This is a genomic window from Mucilaginibacter sp. P4_D1, assembly GCF_056401935.1.
In genome coordinates, this window is record NZ_JBFUIJ010000030.1 from 47,947 (window position 1) to 64,862 (window position 16,916).

Below are 16,916 nucleotides of genomic sequence, written 5' to 3' on the forward strand. Positions count from 1 at the left end.
GTCTGTTGGCCCGTTAACTTCTCAGATACTTCTAAGTATCATATGCCGGGTGCATGTCTTGCGATGGCTTGTAATATTCTACAGTCCCATTTTCGTCGTACATGTTTCCATTTGTATGTTTAACATCGATTGTTGGGGATTGTATCATTTATCAATTTAAAAGGACTGTAACAATTGCTTGCGAAATGTCAATATTGTCGATTATGGTAGCATTATCAGTCCGGTTCTTCTATTCAAATCAAAAGAATTCTTAAACTTCGAGACCCGGTTGCTGTAGATTTTTGCCGGGCTAATGTCAATTCGCGTTCGATTGCCAAATTATACTAAGGCATTGTTTGTTTTCTTTCAGATTCCACTTCCATCCCGGGTTCTACAGGCGCTGGATAACAACCCGACCAAACAGTAGAGGATAGTTTGACCGCATATTCAATTTACCTTAGTTCTGCTTTTATGAAAAGCATTTACGCTTATTGAAAAATGAATTTTTAACAAACGTATCTACGATTCATACATTGCAATAACCAATTAAAAATCGCATTAAAGAATCCTCCAATTCAAGAGGTCTTTGAGGTAATTAAGTCATGAAACCTGATAACGGAACTTCCGATCAAGACTTGCTGGTGCTGTTGCAGCGGGGCGATCACGCCGCTTTTACAGCGCTATACAACAGGTATTGGGAAAAGCTCCTGCTAATTGCCTGGAACCATACAAAAGATAAAATTATCGCTGAAGATATTGTCCACGAAGTATTCATGGCACTCTGGAAGGAAAAAATAAATATTCAGGTCGTAAATGTCCCCGGTTTTTTAGCAACTAAAATCAAATTTGCTGTATTTAAATATTATCGGAAAGAACAAAGGCGGAACAGATTGGCGGAACTGCACCTTGAATTTAACGATTTAAGTTGGGATGAGGAAAAGTTAGACGCGCTTTTTCTAAAAGAATATATCGACGGGGTAGTTGCAAATTTACCCGAAAAATGCAAGCTTGTTTTCAAGTATAGCCGCGAACTGGGCCTAAAGAACTCCGAAATAGCTTCTCAAATGAATATATCCGAAAAAGGAGTAGAGGCAAACCTAACCCGCGCCCTTAAAATTATCCGACATAATTTGGAGATCACGGGCTTGCTGGCAATCATATCCAGCAATGTGGTAACGGAATTTTTGAAGTAGTAAACTTTATTTGTCTGTCTATCTACTATTTAATTGAATTTTTAAGGAATCGCATCTGAAGTTAGTAAAGTAATTTCCAGGTTTATAGCATCTACAACTTTAACATTCCTTTAAAAATAGTTTATAGCGCATATAGGGTTATGTTTAATTTATGGTAACACGTAGTTATAACCAATTATGTAGTGAGGAAGCAAAAGATAAACCGACTATTGCAAAAATATTTAGCCGGTACGATTGTCGAAAGTGAAAAGCAGGAATTGCTGGATCTTTACCAATTCATTAGCTCAAGGTCAGCAACGTATCCCGATGAACAGGAACGCACCCGCGAACGGATACTATTGCGGCTGAAAAATGAAATCCAGCATAAAGATAAAAAGCCATCTTTCGCGGGAATGAGATGGATAGCGGCGGCGGTTGCAGTAATAGCGACTGGTCTAACAATTTTCATTTTTACAAAGCCGATTTCCATCGATCAGAAAGTTGCCAAACAAAGGAGTTTCAAGCAAGCTATCGGTCCCGGTAAATACGCTGCCGTATTAACGCTAGGCAACGGCGATAAAATTGATTTAGATAGTTCAACCACCGGAAAATTGGCAGTGCAAGGAAGGACGATCATAACCAAAAATGCAGCAGGCAGGATTGTCTACCAAAACGGAACCGGAGACACCGGTAAGCCTATAACGTACAATACCATCACCACCCCAGCGGGAGGACAATTCATGGTTACTTTGCCCGATGGTAGCGACGTATGGCTTAACGCAGCATCTTCATTAAAATACCCAAGCCGGTTTGAGGGTAAAGAAAGGCATGTTGAATTGCGCGGGGAAGCGTACTTCGAGGTCTTTAAAAATAAAAATTCACCCTTTACAGTTACAGCAGAAAATACAAACATCAAAGTGCTGGGTACGCATTTTAACGTGATGGCTTATAGAAATGAGCCTGGCGTAGCGGCTACGCTGTTGGAGGGTTCAATTTTTTTCTCGGCTAAAAACGCTCATGCACTACTGGTGCCCGGCCAACAGGCAACGGCAGATTTCAATTCAGAAAATATTGTCCTTCGCGAGGTTAATGTAGAGGATGCCGTGGCTTGGAAAAATGGCTACTTCTCTTTCAGAAAACAGAATATCAGAACGGTAATGAACAAGATAGCGAGATGGTATAATGTAGATGTGGAATATAGCGGAAACGTAAATAATAAGTTTTTGGGAGGTACCGTGTCCCGATCAGAAAATATAACTGAACTATTGAATTATATAGAGTTAACAGGAATCGCAAAATTTAAAATTGAAGGAAGGAGGATAATAGTAATATGTAAATAAAATTACCTCATGATATCTGGTAAAAACCAGGGCCGTCTCACCGCCCCTGGTTTAACAGCAATGAGAGCTGTATCAGGTATATTGAACGATGGCTTTAAACAATCAATTACCAATAAACCTAACATTCAAATGTATAAAAATTTTACAAATTTTTTTTGTAGGGCCCTCTCCTGCATTAAACCTAATATAATCCTAAAAATGAAACTAACGTTTGTTTTTTGTATGTGTGCCTTATTGCACGCTACAGCAGCTACTTACGGACAAAATATAACGTTGAAGGTTAAGAACGTTTCATTTGAGCAATTGCTTGAAGACTTAAGCCACCAGAGTGGCTACCATTTTCTTTACGATGAACAATTGATAAACCAGGCTAACCCGGTAACTATCAACGTAAAAAACAAATCATTTGATAAAGTGCTGATTGAGTGTTTTGCGGATCAGCCGTTTACTTACGTTGTGAAGAATGATAATGTAATTATTACAGCTAAACCTAAAGTGACCCTAAGCCCGGTACAAGCCCCATTTCTCATCACCATTACGGGACGGGTTGATGATGAAAAGGGACTGCCGTTACCTGGTGTGAGCATTAGGGTGAAAGGCACCACCCTGGGCACAGTGACAAGAACCGACGGAAAATACACTATTTCGGGAGTGAGTACTGATGCGGTGCTGGTTTTTAGTTTTATTGGCTATGCCAGCAAGGAAATACCGGTGGCCGGGCAAACTTCAATAAATGTGGCTCTCGCTCCCCAGACCGGAACGCTTAATGATGTGGTGGTAGTGGGCTACGGCACGCAAAAGAAAGCCACACTTACCGGTTCGGTATCCGCTGTTAAAGGAGAAGAGCTAACAGCGGCTCCTGTTGCCAGTACCATAAATACCCTTGCCGGAAGACTGCCCGGGTTGGTGTCATTGCAATCAAGCGGGCAACCGGGTGCAGATCAGGCTGCAATTAGCATCCGTGGTTTTGGCCAGGCATTGTGGATTGTAGATGGTGTTGAATCAAACTTTAATAACATCGATCCAAACCAGATCGAATCTTTAAGTATTCTTAAGGACGGTGCCGCTTCGATATATGGTGCGCGTGCCGGTAACGGTGTTATACTGGTTACAACCAAACACGGTAAGGAGGGCAAACCTGATATTACTTTTAATTCATCATATACCTTACAAGGTAATACGCTGATGGCAAAGCCAGTTAATTCGGCCCAGTATGCCGAGATAACCAACCTGTTTTATACCAATCAGGGTAAACCTGCACCATATACGCCGGAGCAAATCCAGAAATTTTCTGCGGGTGGTGATCCTGCCTACCCAAATACAGATTGGCAAAAAGTTGCAACACGCAACTGGGCTCCGCAAACCCAGCAAAATTTATCTGTGCGCGGCGGAACCGATCAAATAAAATATTTTGGATTTTTTGGCTACGTGAACCAGGATCCAATGTGGAAGAAAAATGGCGGGGATTACAACAGGTATAACCTCCAATCTAACTTAGATGCCAAGGTAAATAATAACTTGTCTATACAATTGCTGCTTTCGGCGGTTAGCGAGTCAAATTCTCAACCGGCACGCAGCCAGGGCCCGGGTATCAATACATTATGGCAGGATTTATGGAACTCCTTACCAATCTATCCCGCCACATTACCCGATCCAACCAAATATTCATATGCCAACGGGCAGGGAGTGGGCAGTATCGCACTCATATCAAACGAAGACATTGCCGGTTACGACAAAGTTAATACCCAGAACATGAAGGGGACTTTTATTGCGGTATACAAAATACCAGGTGTTGATGGCTTAAGCGCTAAAGCATTCGTAAATTATGACAAGACCTATGTTACCGACAAAAACTTCTCCAAGCCCTATAGCTTTTATACCTACGATTATGCAACGAAGGCCTATACTTTAGCAGGATCATTAGGTTCACAGGCCAAGCTTACCTACCAGGAAACGCAGTCGCGCAACGTAACCGGACAGTTTTCATTGAATTATGATCATGTGTTTCATAACGACCATCATATTTCGGCGCTTGCCCTTTATGAAGTTATTGATAATAACTCCAACTATCTGCTTGCCGGACGAGATAATTTTTTAACACCGGCTATCGAAGAGTTATTCGCAGGTTCGGTGACCACAGCCGTTGCCAACAGTTCTGCAGCTGAATTGGGACGTGCCAGTTATGTGGGCAGGTTCAACTATACATATAAGGATAAATACTTACTGGAAACAACACTCAGGGCAGACGCGTCTGCAAAGTTTCAGTCGGATAAGCGTTGGGGATATTTTCCAAGCGTTTCATTGGGCTGGCGATTGGACCAGGAAAGTTTCATCAAGAACATAAAAAGCATTGATGAACTGAAGCTAAGAGCAAGCTACGGAAGTTCAGGGATCGACAACGTAGGTGACTTTCAATATCTTACCGGCTACCAATTCGCCGGGCAATGGCTTATAGGCAATAATACCCAGGCCGGTATCCGGTCAACAGGTTTAGCTAATCCTGACCTTACTTGGGAACGAATAAATATTTATAACCTTGGCGCTGATTTTTCATTCCTTAACAGGAAACTGTTCGGTACTGCGGAGGTATTTTACCGCACCCTTTCGGGAATCCCTGCTACAAGGGTATTATCCCTTCCAAATACATTCGGAGCTGTGCTGCCTGCTGAAAATCTGAACAGCCAGAATAACCGCGGGTTTGAATTTAGTTTGGGAACCGCGGGAAGCGTAGGTGAATTAAGCTACCAGGTAAGTGCCAATGTATCATGGACACGCGCAAAATGGGACCATTACGAGCAACAAGATTTTACGGATCCCGATCAAAAAAGACTCTATCAACTATCAGGCCAATGGACCGACCGTACGTTTGGCTACGTTGCTACCGGCTTGTTTACCAGCCAGCAGCAAATTGACAACCTGAAATTTACTTATCCGGGTGGAAATGCTGCGTTAAGACCGGGCGATATTCAATTTGTTGATGAGAATGGTGATGGAAAGTTAGATTACAAAGATCAAAAGCAAATAGGTACAGGCACCGTGCCGGAATGGATAACCGGTGCGACGATCAACCTTAAGTTCAAAAACTTCGATCTGCAATCCCTTTTTCAAGGAGCCTTTAACTATTACAACTCCGTTATTTTGTACCATGGCGGCTTAAACTATTCTGATGCGTTCTACAAAAATATGTGGACGGAACGGAATAATTCGGCCGACGCAAGCCCGCGGATCTCGGGAGCCAGCACCAATGGATTATTCAATAACCTTTACTTTAAAAAAGCAAGCTACATGCGCTTAAAGAGCCTTGCTATAGGTTATAATCTGCCGAAAAGTATCTTGACCGGTGCCGGTGTTCGCAATGCGAGGGTGTATGTGGCGGGTACCAATTTATTGACGATTAATCCGCTTCGGAAGTACGAAATTGACCCTGAAGCCCCTGATGGACAGGCAGGTTACTACTATCCGCAACAAAGAACCATTTCATTAGGATTGAATATTACATTATAAATCAAAATATTATGAAAAAAATTATTTCGCTGATCGTTTTGATCAGCTTAACAGCATGTCTTTCCTGTAATAAGGAGGTGCTAAACAAAAAGCCACTCAATATCATTTCAGATGCTGACGTTTTCAAGGATCCTGCATTGATAAACGCCTACCTGACCCAGGTTTACTACGATATGCCTATTTTAGGAAATGATTGTAGTGGAAGTGGTTCATTTGACGGGGACGGGAGCTGGCATGCCTTTGATATAAACGACGTATCTGACGAGAGCTTTCCGCAGTTTAGAGACTGGAACCCGAGTAATGCGTTTACCTATAAATATGGCAATTTAAATATTAACGGGGGATTACTGGACTGGTGGGGATATAATACCGTGCGGGAGATCAACCAATTTCTTGAAAAATTACCTGCTTCTCCCCTTCCGGCAGATCAGATAAAAGCCAAGATGGCCGAAGCGCGGTTTCTAAGAGCGTTCTGTTACTTTTCAATGGTTAAGCGGTATGGTGGAATTCCATTGATAACCAAAGTTCAGGATATTACTGAAACCCAATCAGCACTTTTCCCGGCAAGGGACACGGAACAGAAAATTTACGACTTTATCATTTCAGAAATTGACGCATGCGCAAATGATTTACCCGAGGTGGTTACCGGTGATAATTTGGGAAGGCCATCTAAATATGCAGCTATTGCTTTAAAAAGCCGGGCGGCATTATATGCAGGTAGTATTGCCCAGTTTGGTACAGTTCAATTAAACGGCGTTGTGGGAATTCCTGCATCTGCGGCCAAAACTTACTACCAGGAGTCGTACGATGCTTCCCAGACCATCATAAAGAGTGGCAAATACGCGCTTTATAATCTTGATGCTAATAAATCGACAAACTTTAGAAACATATTTTTGGTGAAAAATAATTCTGAGGTGATTTTCGCCAAGCGTCACGACAATGTTAATGAGGCTACCGGCGGAAATGGCTGGGGCGTCGATTTCTTCAATTGTCCACGACCACAAGCGTGGAGCCGCGGTTTATATGACCAGGCTTATCTGGAATTAGCCGAATCTTTCGAACACATTGATGGAACTCCGGGAACGTTAGACCGTGCCGCTGTTCAAAGCAAAATAATGTCGACTGAAGAGTTATGGGCTAATAAAGATCCTCGTTTTTTTGCTACTTTTTACACGCAAAATACACCATGGAAAGGAACCAAGCTCGATTTTCACGCCGGCGTGCGGCGTCCTGATGGATCAATTATTACCAGCGGAGCGTATAATGGCATTGCCGCTACCGGCGACCAGGACTACCAGGGAACAGGTTTAGGTGTTTTGAAATATTTAGATGAAAGCCACGATAATTTGGCTGGTGCCAACAGTGCCTGGGCAACCTCGGCCCAGGATTGGTTAATTTTCAGGTATGCCGAAATCTTGTTAAACAATGCTGAGGCTGCATTTGAATTGGGTAATACAACTGATGCGCTCAGTTCCATTAATCAGATCAGGAGCCGTGCAGGCATAGCCGTACTGGGCATTATAAATCGCGATCAAATTCATCATGAACGCAAAGTGGAGCTTGCATTTGAAGGGCAGCGATACTGGGACGTACGGAGATGGCGCACCGCTGTTCATGATCTGTCGATCCGTTGGTCGGGCATCCGTTATATTCTTGACGGTGCAACAGGAAAATATCAAATACAGATCATTAATAATGTGGATGGAACGTCAAACATCCCGCAATTCAGGGCTGAGAATTATTATCTACCCTTAACCGTGGGACGAACATCCAATAATAAAAATTTGCTCGAAAACCCTGGTTATTGAGCTTAGCCTTTACTGAAGGGTGCATACAAAGATCGGCGCAATGCTGATTACCTTCATAATGAGAAAATGAAATTGATATTAATTGCTGGTTAGCTAACAATGCCCAGGGCTGCCCACGGTGCCTTGGGCATATAATTACTAACCACATCAGAACAACACGATAATTAATAGATCATCCCCATGAAATACCTCAAAATCCGGATCTTTTTGATCCACAAGCCGTATAATAACAGAAGAAACCTTATCGTTTTTGGAATAAGCATGCTTCTTTTATTTGCCGGCACTTTGGCTGCCCAGAACAAGCAAACGCCTCCAAAAAAATACGACGTGGCGGCATTTCTTTATCCTGCCTACGCCAGCGGCGATCCGCGATTACGTCCATTCTGGCCGGAAGGTATTGGCGAATGGGAAACAGTTACTACCATGCAGCAACGCAACCCCGGTCATTACTGGAATCGTAAACCGGTCTGGGGCCCAATTAATGAGGCAGATCCGGCAATAATGGATATGGAAATTAACCAGGCGACCAAACATGGCGTCAATGTTTTTATTTTCGACTGGTATTGGTACGACGGCCGGCCCTTTATGGAGACTACACTAGACAGTGGGTTCCTTAAGGCCGACAACGTTAACAAGATGAAATTTTACCTGATGTGGGCTAATCATGATGTACTGAATGCCTGGGATACCCGGTTAAATAAATATCATGAAGACAATGTGATCTGGACAGGCAAAGTAAGCAGGGCTGAATTTGAAAAGATATGTAAACGTAATATTGAAAAATATTTTAAACTGCCCCAATATTATAAGATAGACGGCAAACCGGTATTCATGATCTACGATATACCGCAATTAATTGCCGGGCTGGGTGGAGTAGATCAAACAGCCGCAGCACTGCAATGGTTTAAGGATGAAACGAAACGCGCTGGTTTTCCGGGCTTGGAACTACAGTTAACAATGTGGTCTATCAATACTAATTATAGCGGCTTTGATGGTGGCAAAACCAAAAATGTGGAGAACGCATTTGTAAAAAAGCTGGGTTTTACAAGCGCAACGCATTACCAGTTTGTTCATTTTACAAACCCTAACGATGATTACTTAAACATCCTGGATCGCGTAAAAAAAGAATGGGCACGTATTGACACCTCGTTCGAGTTTAAATATTATCCCCATGTCAGCATAGGTTGGGATAACAGTCCGCGTATGGGACAAAGCCCGGTAATGCGTAATAACACTCCGGCAAACTTTGCCAAAGGGCTACGAATGGCGAAAGATTATATAGATGCACATCCTAAGCAGGCGCCTTTGATTACCATTAACAGCTGGAACGAATGGACCGAAACCAGCTATCTTGAACCTGATAATATCAATGGTTATGGCTATCTTGAGGCGGTCAAGAAGGTGTTTTTGGATGATAAATAATGTGAATCATCAAATTGCATGTCCTCAAATATCTGATATCATGATTTAACAAAGGACGTCCTTCTTCATAATTTTTGCAGATCGCATTCTTAAATTGCAAGCGCCGCCGCCTTACATGTATACCTACAAAACAGGGTTGGAAGTTACTGCTTTTGAATTGCCAACGTGTAACGGAAGTTCAAGCGCAAAAGGTCGCCGACAGAAGTATGCGCCCGAAGGCCAAAAAAGATTTGTTAATAAATACTATTGCAAACTTCCGTTTTGAATAGAAAACAATCATTAAGATTACAAAGCTAAAGGTAACAGTTGTATATTATAGTAATTCTATAACCCGGCAAGCTATTTACTTATCCTGGCTGTTCCATGAACAGCCAGGAATATTTTTTACTTCTACTGTAAGGTTTACCATAAAGCTCCGACCAACGGAAAAACCACTAAATCAATACAGTAAAAATGAAAAATCTCTTTGGACCCTGTCTACTATTTCTGCTGGCCTTGGCTGCCGGCTGCAAAAAAGAAAGTACACCTACTGTCACTTTAAATGAAACTATCGATGTAACCAAATCCACACCGGCAAGCACTGGCGGCGGTTTCAGCAATGGCTCATACGGAACTGTAACCGGTACGGCCAGGATTTTTTTAACGGGCGACAAATACCAACTTGCCCTGGAAAATTTTTCGACAAGTAACGGACCTGATCTGAAAGTTTATATCAGTAAAGAAAAGGAGCCGGTTCACTTTGTGAATCTTGGATCACTGAAAGCTACTTCAGGCAACCAGATCTATGATATTCCGGCCGGAGCCAATCCCAAAGATTATAGCTATGCCCTTATTTATTGTCAGCAGTACAGTCACTTATTCGGTTATTCTCAACTTACCTTTTAATCCCTTATCATTATGAAACCTTTATTCCTATTGACGATTATCATAACCATGTCCCTGGAAGGATATGCCCAAGGCTGCAGTGACGCCGGATTTTGCAGCCTCGGCGTATTAAAAAACCACATCCAAGATTCCGCAGCCACCATGCAAAAGCGGCACGCGATCGATTTTGGTGCGAATTACGGCTTAGGTGAAGAAAATACGAGTACGATCAATACCTACTTACAATACCAGGTAAATTTTAATTCCCGGTTTTCATTTCAGTCGAAACTAACCGCTACTTATGCCTCGGGCTTTTTAGGCAGTACGTTCAATGTCGGCGACGTGTACGGAACGATCAATTATGCTCCCAAAATCAATTCCACCAACAGCCTGAACTTTATAGGCGGCGTAAAAATTCCGCTTAGCTCCGGCAATGATAAAAACGCCGCAGGCAAGCCATTGCCTTTAGATTACCAGGCCAGCATTGGTACGTATGATGCAATAGGCGGGGTGAATTACATTGTTAACCGGAAATGGGAGTTCGATGCAGCTGTCCAGGTTCCTGTGATACAGAAAAATAAAAGCACTTATTTCCCCGATGAATATACCGATCCGCGAACGCTCAAGTTTGCCCCAACAAATGATTTCCGGAGAAAAAGTGATCTCTTAGGCAGAATTGGTTATTATTTTTACCTGCCTCAATCCTCCATTACATTGAAACCCAGTCTTTCCGGAATCTATCATGTTGGTACAGATACCTACGAGAACCGGTTTGGCGACCGTGTTTCCATTGAAGGATCACGGGGTTTTACGTTAAATGGAAGCATAGTGGCTACAAAAACCTTTAATAATGACAACCGATTTGAAATCGTGATCGGCACACCATTTATTGTAAGAAAAGCACGGCCGGACGGATTGACGAGAAGTGCCGTTATCAATTTTCAATATACCATTGCTTTCTAAACCTTGTAAACTAGGCAAATGAACCTTTTATACAGGCCAATTGTGTTTCAATATCTACGAAACCGCTAATTAGTCTTCGAAAAGTAAGGATATTGGTATGAAACAGGCAATCAGTAACCTACTTTGAAAAAATTCCGGCACCTGTGCTTTTTCCTGCTGATGCCGCAGAAAGATTAAGATTGTCTTTGGTAATGCCGCCATCAGCGACCTCAACAAATTTGACAAGGCCTTTTTTGCGGACGTTTACTTCTCTGATATGGTGGTTAGGTTCAGTAATAAATCTGTCCTGTGCCTTAGGATAATTACCAAGGTAATGTGAATTTCCGGAAATGTAAGAATCACGGAATGTATAAGAAGGTTGTCCGTCTTCGACCGGGTATACCATCACGTAATTGCAATTAGTTATTACGTTGTTTTTAAAGGTGAATTTAGCAGCCGTTTTTGCAAACCCATACCAGATAGCCGTATTGTAAGCGCCATCAATAATCGAGCGGGTCAGCGAGAAGTCGTTCATGTCACTACCAAGAACAAAGGCTATCTTGCTGTTGTGAAAGATACAATGATCTACATGAATACCTGGACCGGAAGCCCAGAATGAACTTTGTATGGGAGTGGAATTGGCTTCGCCGATAAAATAGCATTGTGTTACATTTAAACCGTTAAGTGTTTTGTCCTGTCTTCTGATGGGATAATAGTCCCGGACTGTATTGTTCGGGTTGCCTGTAAATTTTATTCCCCTGATCGTGACGTTATCCTGGCCAATCAGTAACAATTCGCAATGCGGAAACTGGTCTGTGGAATTATCGCCGGAAACGGACATGACCACCGGCAGATCGGCAGGCGTCCAGTTTTTATCATCCGGCATATTTAAGGCTTCGATGGTAAAGGAGCTCTTTATTGATTTTGCAGCCGTATTGATCATTAATTTATGAGAAACGGTATATAGTCCCGGACCAAGAATGATCTTTACATTTTGATTGCCAGTGAACTTATTGGCTTTCAGTACGGCTTCATCCAACGTTTTTAAGGGAGATGCGTTCGTGCCGGCGCCCTGGTCATTGCCTTTTGTTGAACTTACATAAAGTGTCTGACCGTAGCCCATCGTAACCGAGCTTAGAAGTACAGCCAGCAATATTACGCCTACCTTATTAAAATTCATTTTGTAAATGGGAAGATTCATTTTCATACTGCAATAGTAGTTAGCAGCCTGCGTGTCTGCTATTCAATATCTTGCCAATTTTTATCATTTTTTATCATGCTAAATATCAATATCTTATGAAGCGCTGGATGATTAACGTAACGAATCAATAATACTACCTTTGTACCTATATTGTTCATGGAAGACACAGAAGTAAAACGATTACTGAAAATAATTGAAGACCAGTTGGGATGGGGACCTCCCAATGCCTGGGCCAGCCGTGACTTTGAAGAATTGAATATACTGATCCAGGAAAAGACCAAAGTTTCCTTAAGCTCAAGTACACTTCGAAGGTTATGGGGAAAAGCGGATTATAATAATCAGCCAAGTATGACCACCCTCGATACGCTGGCCCGGTTCGCGGGGTTTGAGAACTGGAAAAAGTTCTGCCGGAAACAGGACGAAAGGGTAATTATTAAAACTAAACTCGTTCAGCCAAGTCTATTAAATTGGATCATTACCTCGACTATCATTATAGTGGTCGTGTGCGCTGTAACAGCAGTTTATGTGTCAGGCACCTCAGCACCTCCTAAGAACAATTATACATTCTACGCTCACCCTATAACTCATGATCTGCCCAATACAGTTGTTTTTACTTACAACGCAAAGCCGGAATCAACAGATTCCGTTTTCATACAACAGTCATGGGACGCAACAAGGAGAATTAAGGTAGATAAAAATAAAACCTTGTTCAATTCCATTTATTATAAACCCGGTTTTTATCATGCCAAACTTACTGTCGGAAAACAAGTGGTCAAAGAGCACCCGTTACTTATCCCGACAAACGGGTGGCTTGGGTTGATAGACCAAAATCCTGTTCCTGTATATTTGAACAAGCAGGAATTTTTCACTAGGTACGGCATAAGATTCAATGTGTCCACAATTGCCGATCATCATCTCGCCCTTGAGCCAGAAGTACCCAACATTGAATTCTATAATACAGGAAACTTTGCCCCGGTTCCAATAACGGATTTTTCCTTTAGTACCGAGGTCAGAAATAATTACAAATCGGGCTCTTCGCGTTGTCAGCAAATTGACGTGATACTTTATACGAACGACATACCAATATCAATTCCATTATCGGAGCCTGGCTGTGTTGCAACTTTAAAACTTCTGGATGGTCACCAGGCTTTTAACGGTGATGATAATGATTTAACCGGATTTGGAGTTGACCCGTCCGATTGGGTTAAAGTTAAAATGATCAGTAAAAAAGGTAAGATCAATATTACTGTCAATGGAAAGAAGGTTTTTGAAATCAGCGTCAGTAATCATTCAACTGAAATTTTAGGATTGGGATTTATATTTAAAGGCGCGGCTGAAATCAGGAATGTTTGCCTAACTTCTGGAAATCTTGTAAAATTTAAAGATTTTTATTGAACCTGTGACCACTGCCGCAGATGCCTCGAGCTTCATTATCTTGACCTGCGGATTATGTTGGCTGATAATTACCGCCATTACAGGCATACGGCCCCCTCATTCAATCTATTCGATAAGGGGTGACAAGCTATTGGGATGATGTTTACCAAAAATTGCTCTGGCTGAGAAACCTATATAATCCGCGCGGCCCGACCAGTTGCTGCTTTCATCCGCAACAGGCCGGACAGCGTATTGGGTCGCCAGAGTTTCAAAAAATCAATCCTGCCTTAGCTATTCTTGATTTTCGGAAACACTGGCATATTAAATACGTTAAACAACTATTTTACAGCCAGTAGATCAACCTTTTCGATAACCGGTGGCTGGGCCAGTAATTCAGGAGCTTTGGCCATTAAAGCTTTGGCGATCTCACCGCCTAAATGAGCCTCCCGGCCTTCCTCGGCTTCAAAGGTGTCAAAGATCCCAAATGTGGATGGACCTAACTGCAGGGCGTACCAGCTAACGGTAGCCGGTTCCTGTTCTGCAAGCGGCAGGGCGCTTTTAATCAAGTCTGCTACTTCCTGTTCTTTTCCTGGTTTGGCTTCAAGCCTTACCAGTAATGCTAATTTTACCATGGTTGAATGTGTTTTTTTACTTTCTGTTTCCTGTTTTAGGCGTTCAATTTGCCCTTAAAGATATACGACACAATGAGTAAACCAAAGAAAAGCAAAGGGGCAACGGCTACCGTAACTGGGTCACCGGAACTGATATGGGCAATCGGGGCAGAAAGGAATGAAATGCCCAGCCCAACATACACCCACTCTTTAACTCTATTAGAAACCATAGGTAATAGGAGTGCGATGCCACCTAAAATTTTAGCCGTTCCTAATTCAATCCTGAAATAGTCAGGGAAACCTAAATGGTGAAACGTCTCAATCATTTGTTGGTTCATAATATACATAAATCCACTTGCAACCATGGCTAATGATAAAAAGCCCGTTGAAGCCCAATAGATAATTTTATTTTTTTTCATTTTTTGATTTTTTAATTATGTGTTATCGATAAGGGAGCGTCTGATTAATAAACCCCCAATTTTATTGTATACTTTTTTTGCTTGTCAATTTTTATTTTTTGCTTCCAGTTGACTGTTTAACCCTAATACGTCTGGAAAACTCCATTGCTCCGCTATCTTGCCGTTCGCTATTCTGTAAATAGCAGCTTCATAGATACTAACCTTCTTTCCAGTTGAGTCAAGTCCATTAAACGTTCCCTCATGGGTACCTGTCGATTTAAATCTTGCTACCACTTTGTCACCTTCACTTATCATATCAACTATTTCTTCCTTCCAGTCCGGAAAAGATTTTCTATGGTTTATAATGGCATTTTTTATTCCATCAATTCCTTTAAACTCAATTCCTTTTATAAAATGGCAGACAAAATCTGGCGCTAACATTTTGTCTAATTCCGCCACCTGCCCCTTACTTTTTACTTCGTGATATTTTCTAATAAGATCACGGTTAGCTTTTAAATTCATTTCTCGTTTATTTGAACTACAACTGCAAATAAGACTACCGGCTGTTAGAAGAAACACTAAAAAGAAAGACTTTTTCATTTTTGAATAATTATTCTAATTCGTTTACGTAGTTATTTATTCAAATGTACAACGAAATAATAGTATTATGCAAATTTTCGTAGGATTATTTTTAATTTTACTTCAATTACGGAATATATAGCGATGAACAAAACAGTTGAATTGGTAAATCTTTGGGCGCAGTTTGAAACCAAATACCCTAACGGCAGTATGGAGGACTTTTTCAGGTATCAGTTAGTAAGCAAGCCCGAAAAAATTGATAATGGTAAGATGGTTGGCGGCCTGGTGCCAGCTAATACTCCTTCCTTGTTAATGAAAATAATTGGAAGAATATCCCGGCTGCATAGTATGTATTCAAATATGGCACTTGAGGAAACGGGGCTAAACCAAATTGAGGAATTTAGTATACTGGTTGCTATAGACGCCTATAAAAACCCGCGTAAAACCGAAGTGATATACGATAATTTAATGGAGCTTTCAAGTGGAACGGATATGGTAAACAGGCTTATAAAAAGAGGATATATTACCGAACACGCTGATGAAGAAGATAAACGGGCAAAACGGCTGCATCTTACACCGGAAGGTTCCAGGGTCTTAGCGAAAAGCCGGATAAAAATTCTTCAAATGATAGAAATGATCACAATTGCTATGCATGCTGAAGACCAAAAAATATGCATACAACTACTGAAAGACACTGAAATTAAATTCTCCGAACGCTGGCAAAAAGATAAGGTATCAACTTTTGACACGGTATATAAGGAAATAGTTACTCCAAAATAAACAAGGGATAGATTTGGTTTAATTTAATGCTACTTACGCCACTTAACAAAAAAAATAAAAATGATAATCGAAAGAAAACATTTTGACTTAAATTATAAATGTGTCATTGAAAAGATAATTATCGACTCATCTCATAAGTTCACGAAAAATAGCGCCGTGATCCAAAATGAGGCATGTTTTTTATATATAAAAGATGGCAAAAGTGTTATAAATTCAGCCACAGATAAGTTCGACATTCAAGTTTCCGAAAGTGTTCTAATGAACTGTGGAAATTACTGTGCTGACCTTATCCAAAATGTAAAAGATGAGCAATGTGAAATTATTGTTGTCCACCTTCATTTGGATATTTTAAAAGAAATTTACAAAGATGAAATTCCAAACTTTATAATTCCAGACAGTAACAAGCAATTTTCCCATAAAATAAAGCGGCAAGGTGTTATAGTACATTTTATAGAGAGCCTTGATTTTTACTTTCAATACCCTGACCTGGTTAGCGATGACTTATTAAAATTGAAGTTAAAAGAACTCATATTGCTATTGCTGGAAACCAATCAGGAAAAAAATATCATCACCCTGTTCTCCTATTTATTTTCCCCACGACAAGCCAGTTTAAAAGAAATTATTCGAACCCATTTATTTTCTGAACATAGTATAAGTGATTTGGCTATACTTTCTGCACGTAGCCTGTCTACGTTTAAAAGAGATTTTGAAATTGAATATAACGACACGCCTGCTAATTATATCAAACAACAAAAACTTGTAAAAGCAGCTAATCTGTTAGCATCCACCGACTTTTCAATTAGTGAAATATGCTATGAAGTTGGATTTAGCGACCCATCCCACTTCACAAAATTATTTAACCATACCTATCATTTAACTCCTTCGGAATACAGAAAAAATAAGTCAGTAAATTAATCCTGGACTTTACATCCCATTTTTTGA

At 41.1% G+C, this 16,916-nt stretch carries 14 protein-coding genes; 10 read left to right on the forward strand and 4 right to left on the reverse strand.

Annotation, left to right across the window (positions count from 1 at the left end):
* Positions 1 to 581: 581 nt before the first annotated feature.
* The 7 genes from AC1DV1_RS21595 to AC1DV1_RS21625 all read left to right on the forward strand — a co-directional run bounded on the left by AC1DV1_RS21595 (position 582) and on the right by AC1DV1_RS21625 (position 11,052).
* Positions 582 to 1,172: a sigma-70 family RNA polymerase sigma factor gene (locus AC1DV1_RS21595; protein WP_477363229.1), complete on the forward strand. Its 591-nt coding sequence runs from the start codon at positions 582 to 584 to the stop codon at positions 1,170 to 1,172.
* A 209-nt stretch (positions 1,173 to 1,381) separates the two neighbouring features.
* Positions 1,382 to 2,491: a FecR family protein gene (locus tag AC1DV1_RS21600; protein ID WP_477363232.1), complete on the forward strand. Its 1,110-nt coding sequence runs from the start codon at positions 1,382 to 1,384 to the stop codon at positions 2,489 to 2,491.
* A gap of 198 nt (positions 2,492 to 2,689) precedes the next feature.
* Complete coding sequence (locus AC1DV1_RS21605; RefSeq protein WP_477363235.1) at positions 2,690 to 5,995, forward strand: TonB-dependent receptor; 3,306 nt, start codon at positions 2,690 to 2,692, stop codon at positions 5,993 to 5,995.
* Positions 5,996 to 6,006: 11 nt separating this feature from the next.
* Entirely contained in the window at positions 6,007 to 7,803 is a 1,797-nt protein-coding gene (locus AC1DV1_RS21610) for a RagB/SusD family nutrient uptake outer membrane protein (protein ID WP_477363238.1), read from the forward strand.
* 180 nt (positions 7,804 to 7,983) lie between these two features.
* Positions 7,984 to 9,225, forward strand: a complete 1,242-nt coding sequence (locus AC1DV1_RS21615; RefSeq protein ID WP_477363241.1) for a glycosyltransferase WbsX family protein — start codon at positions 7,984 to 7,986, stop codon at positions 9,223 to 9,225.
* Between the two features lie 453 nt (positions 9,226 to 9,678).
* Entirely contained in the window at positions 9,679 to 10,110 is a 432-nt protein-coding gene (locus AC1DV1_RS21620) for a DM13 domain-containing protein (RefSeq protein WP_477363244.1), read from the forward strand.
* 12 nt (positions 10,111 to 10,122) lie between these two features.
* Positions 10,123 to 11,052: a hypothetical protein gene (locus tag AC1DV1_RS21625; protein ID WP_477363247.1), complete on the forward strand. Its 930-nt coding sequence runs from the start codon at positions 10,123 to 10,125 to the stop codon at positions 11,050 to 11,052.
* Between the two features lie 118 nt (positions 11,053 to 11,170).
* Here the strand turns inward: AC1DV1_RS21625 and AC1DV1_RS21630 are convergent, their stop codons facing one another.
* Entirely contained in the window at positions 11,171 to 12,238 is a 1,068-nt protein-coding gene (locus AC1DV1_RS21630) for a hypothetical protein (RefSeq protein WP_477363250.1), read from the reverse strand.
* A 150-nt stretch (positions 12,239 to 12,388) separates the two neighbouring features.
* Here AC1DV1_RS21630 and AC1DV1_RS21635 point away from each other — a divergent pair, with 150 nt between their 5' ends.
* Complete coding sequence (locus tag AC1DV1_RS21635; RefSeq protein WP_477363253.1) at positions 12,389 to 13,627, forward strand: hypothetical protein; 1,239 nt, start codon at positions 12,389 to 12,391, stop codon at positions 13,625 to 13,627.
* A 317-nt stretch (positions 13,628 to 13,944) separates the two neighbouring features.
* Here the strand turns inward: AC1DV1_RS21635 and AC1DV1_RS21640 are convergent, their stop codons facing one another.
* The 3 genes from AC1DV1_RS21640 to AC1DV1_RS21650 form a co-directional block, all read right to left on the reverse strand.
* On the reverse strand, positions 13,945 to 14,238 hold the full coding sequence (locus AC1DV1_RS21640) for a putative quinol monooxygenase (protein ID WP_477363256.1): 294 nt from the start codon (positions 14,236 to 14,238) through the stop codon (positions 13,945 to 13,947).
* A 35-nt stretch (positions 14,239 to 14,273) separates the two neighbouring features.
* Complete coding sequence (locus AC1DV1_RS21645) at positions 14,274 to 14,636, reverse strand: DoxX family protein (RefSeq protein WP_477363260.1); 363 nt, start codon at positions 14,634 to 14,636, stop codon at positions 14,274 to 14,276.
* An 84-nt stretch (positions 14,637 to 14,720) separates the two neighbouring features.
* The gene (locus AC1DV1_RS21650) at positions 14,721 to 15,215 is read right to left on the reverse strand and encodes an ester cyclase (protein ID WP_477363263.1); all 495 of its coding nucleotides are present in this window, start codon (positions 15,213 to 15,215) and stop codon (positions 14,721 to 14,723) included.
* A 123-nt stretch (positions 15,216 to 15,338) separates the two neighbouring features.
* Between AC1DV1_RS21650 and AC1DV1_RS21655 the strand changes: the two genes are divergently transcribed.
* Together AC1DV1_RS21655 and AC1DV1_RS21660 are read left to right on the forward strand one after the other, a co-directional pair.
* Positions 15,339 to 15,974 carry a MarR family winged helix-turn-helix transcriptional regulator gene (locus tag AC1DV1_RS21655; protein WP_477363266.1) on the forward strand — a complete coding sequence of 212 codons (636 nt, stop codon included), beginning with the start codon at positions 15,339 to 15,341 and terminating at the stop codon, positions 15,972 to 15,974.
* 60 nt (positions 15,975 to 16,034) lie between these two features.
* Positions 16,035 to 16,889: a helix-turn-helix domain-containing protein gene (locus tag AC1DV1_RS21660; protein ID WP_477363269.1), complete on the forward strand. Its 855-nt coding sequence runs from the start codon at positions 16,035 to 16,037 to the stop codon at positions 16,887 to 16,889.
* The last annotated feature ends 27 nt before the right edge of the window (positions 16,890 to 16,916 follow it).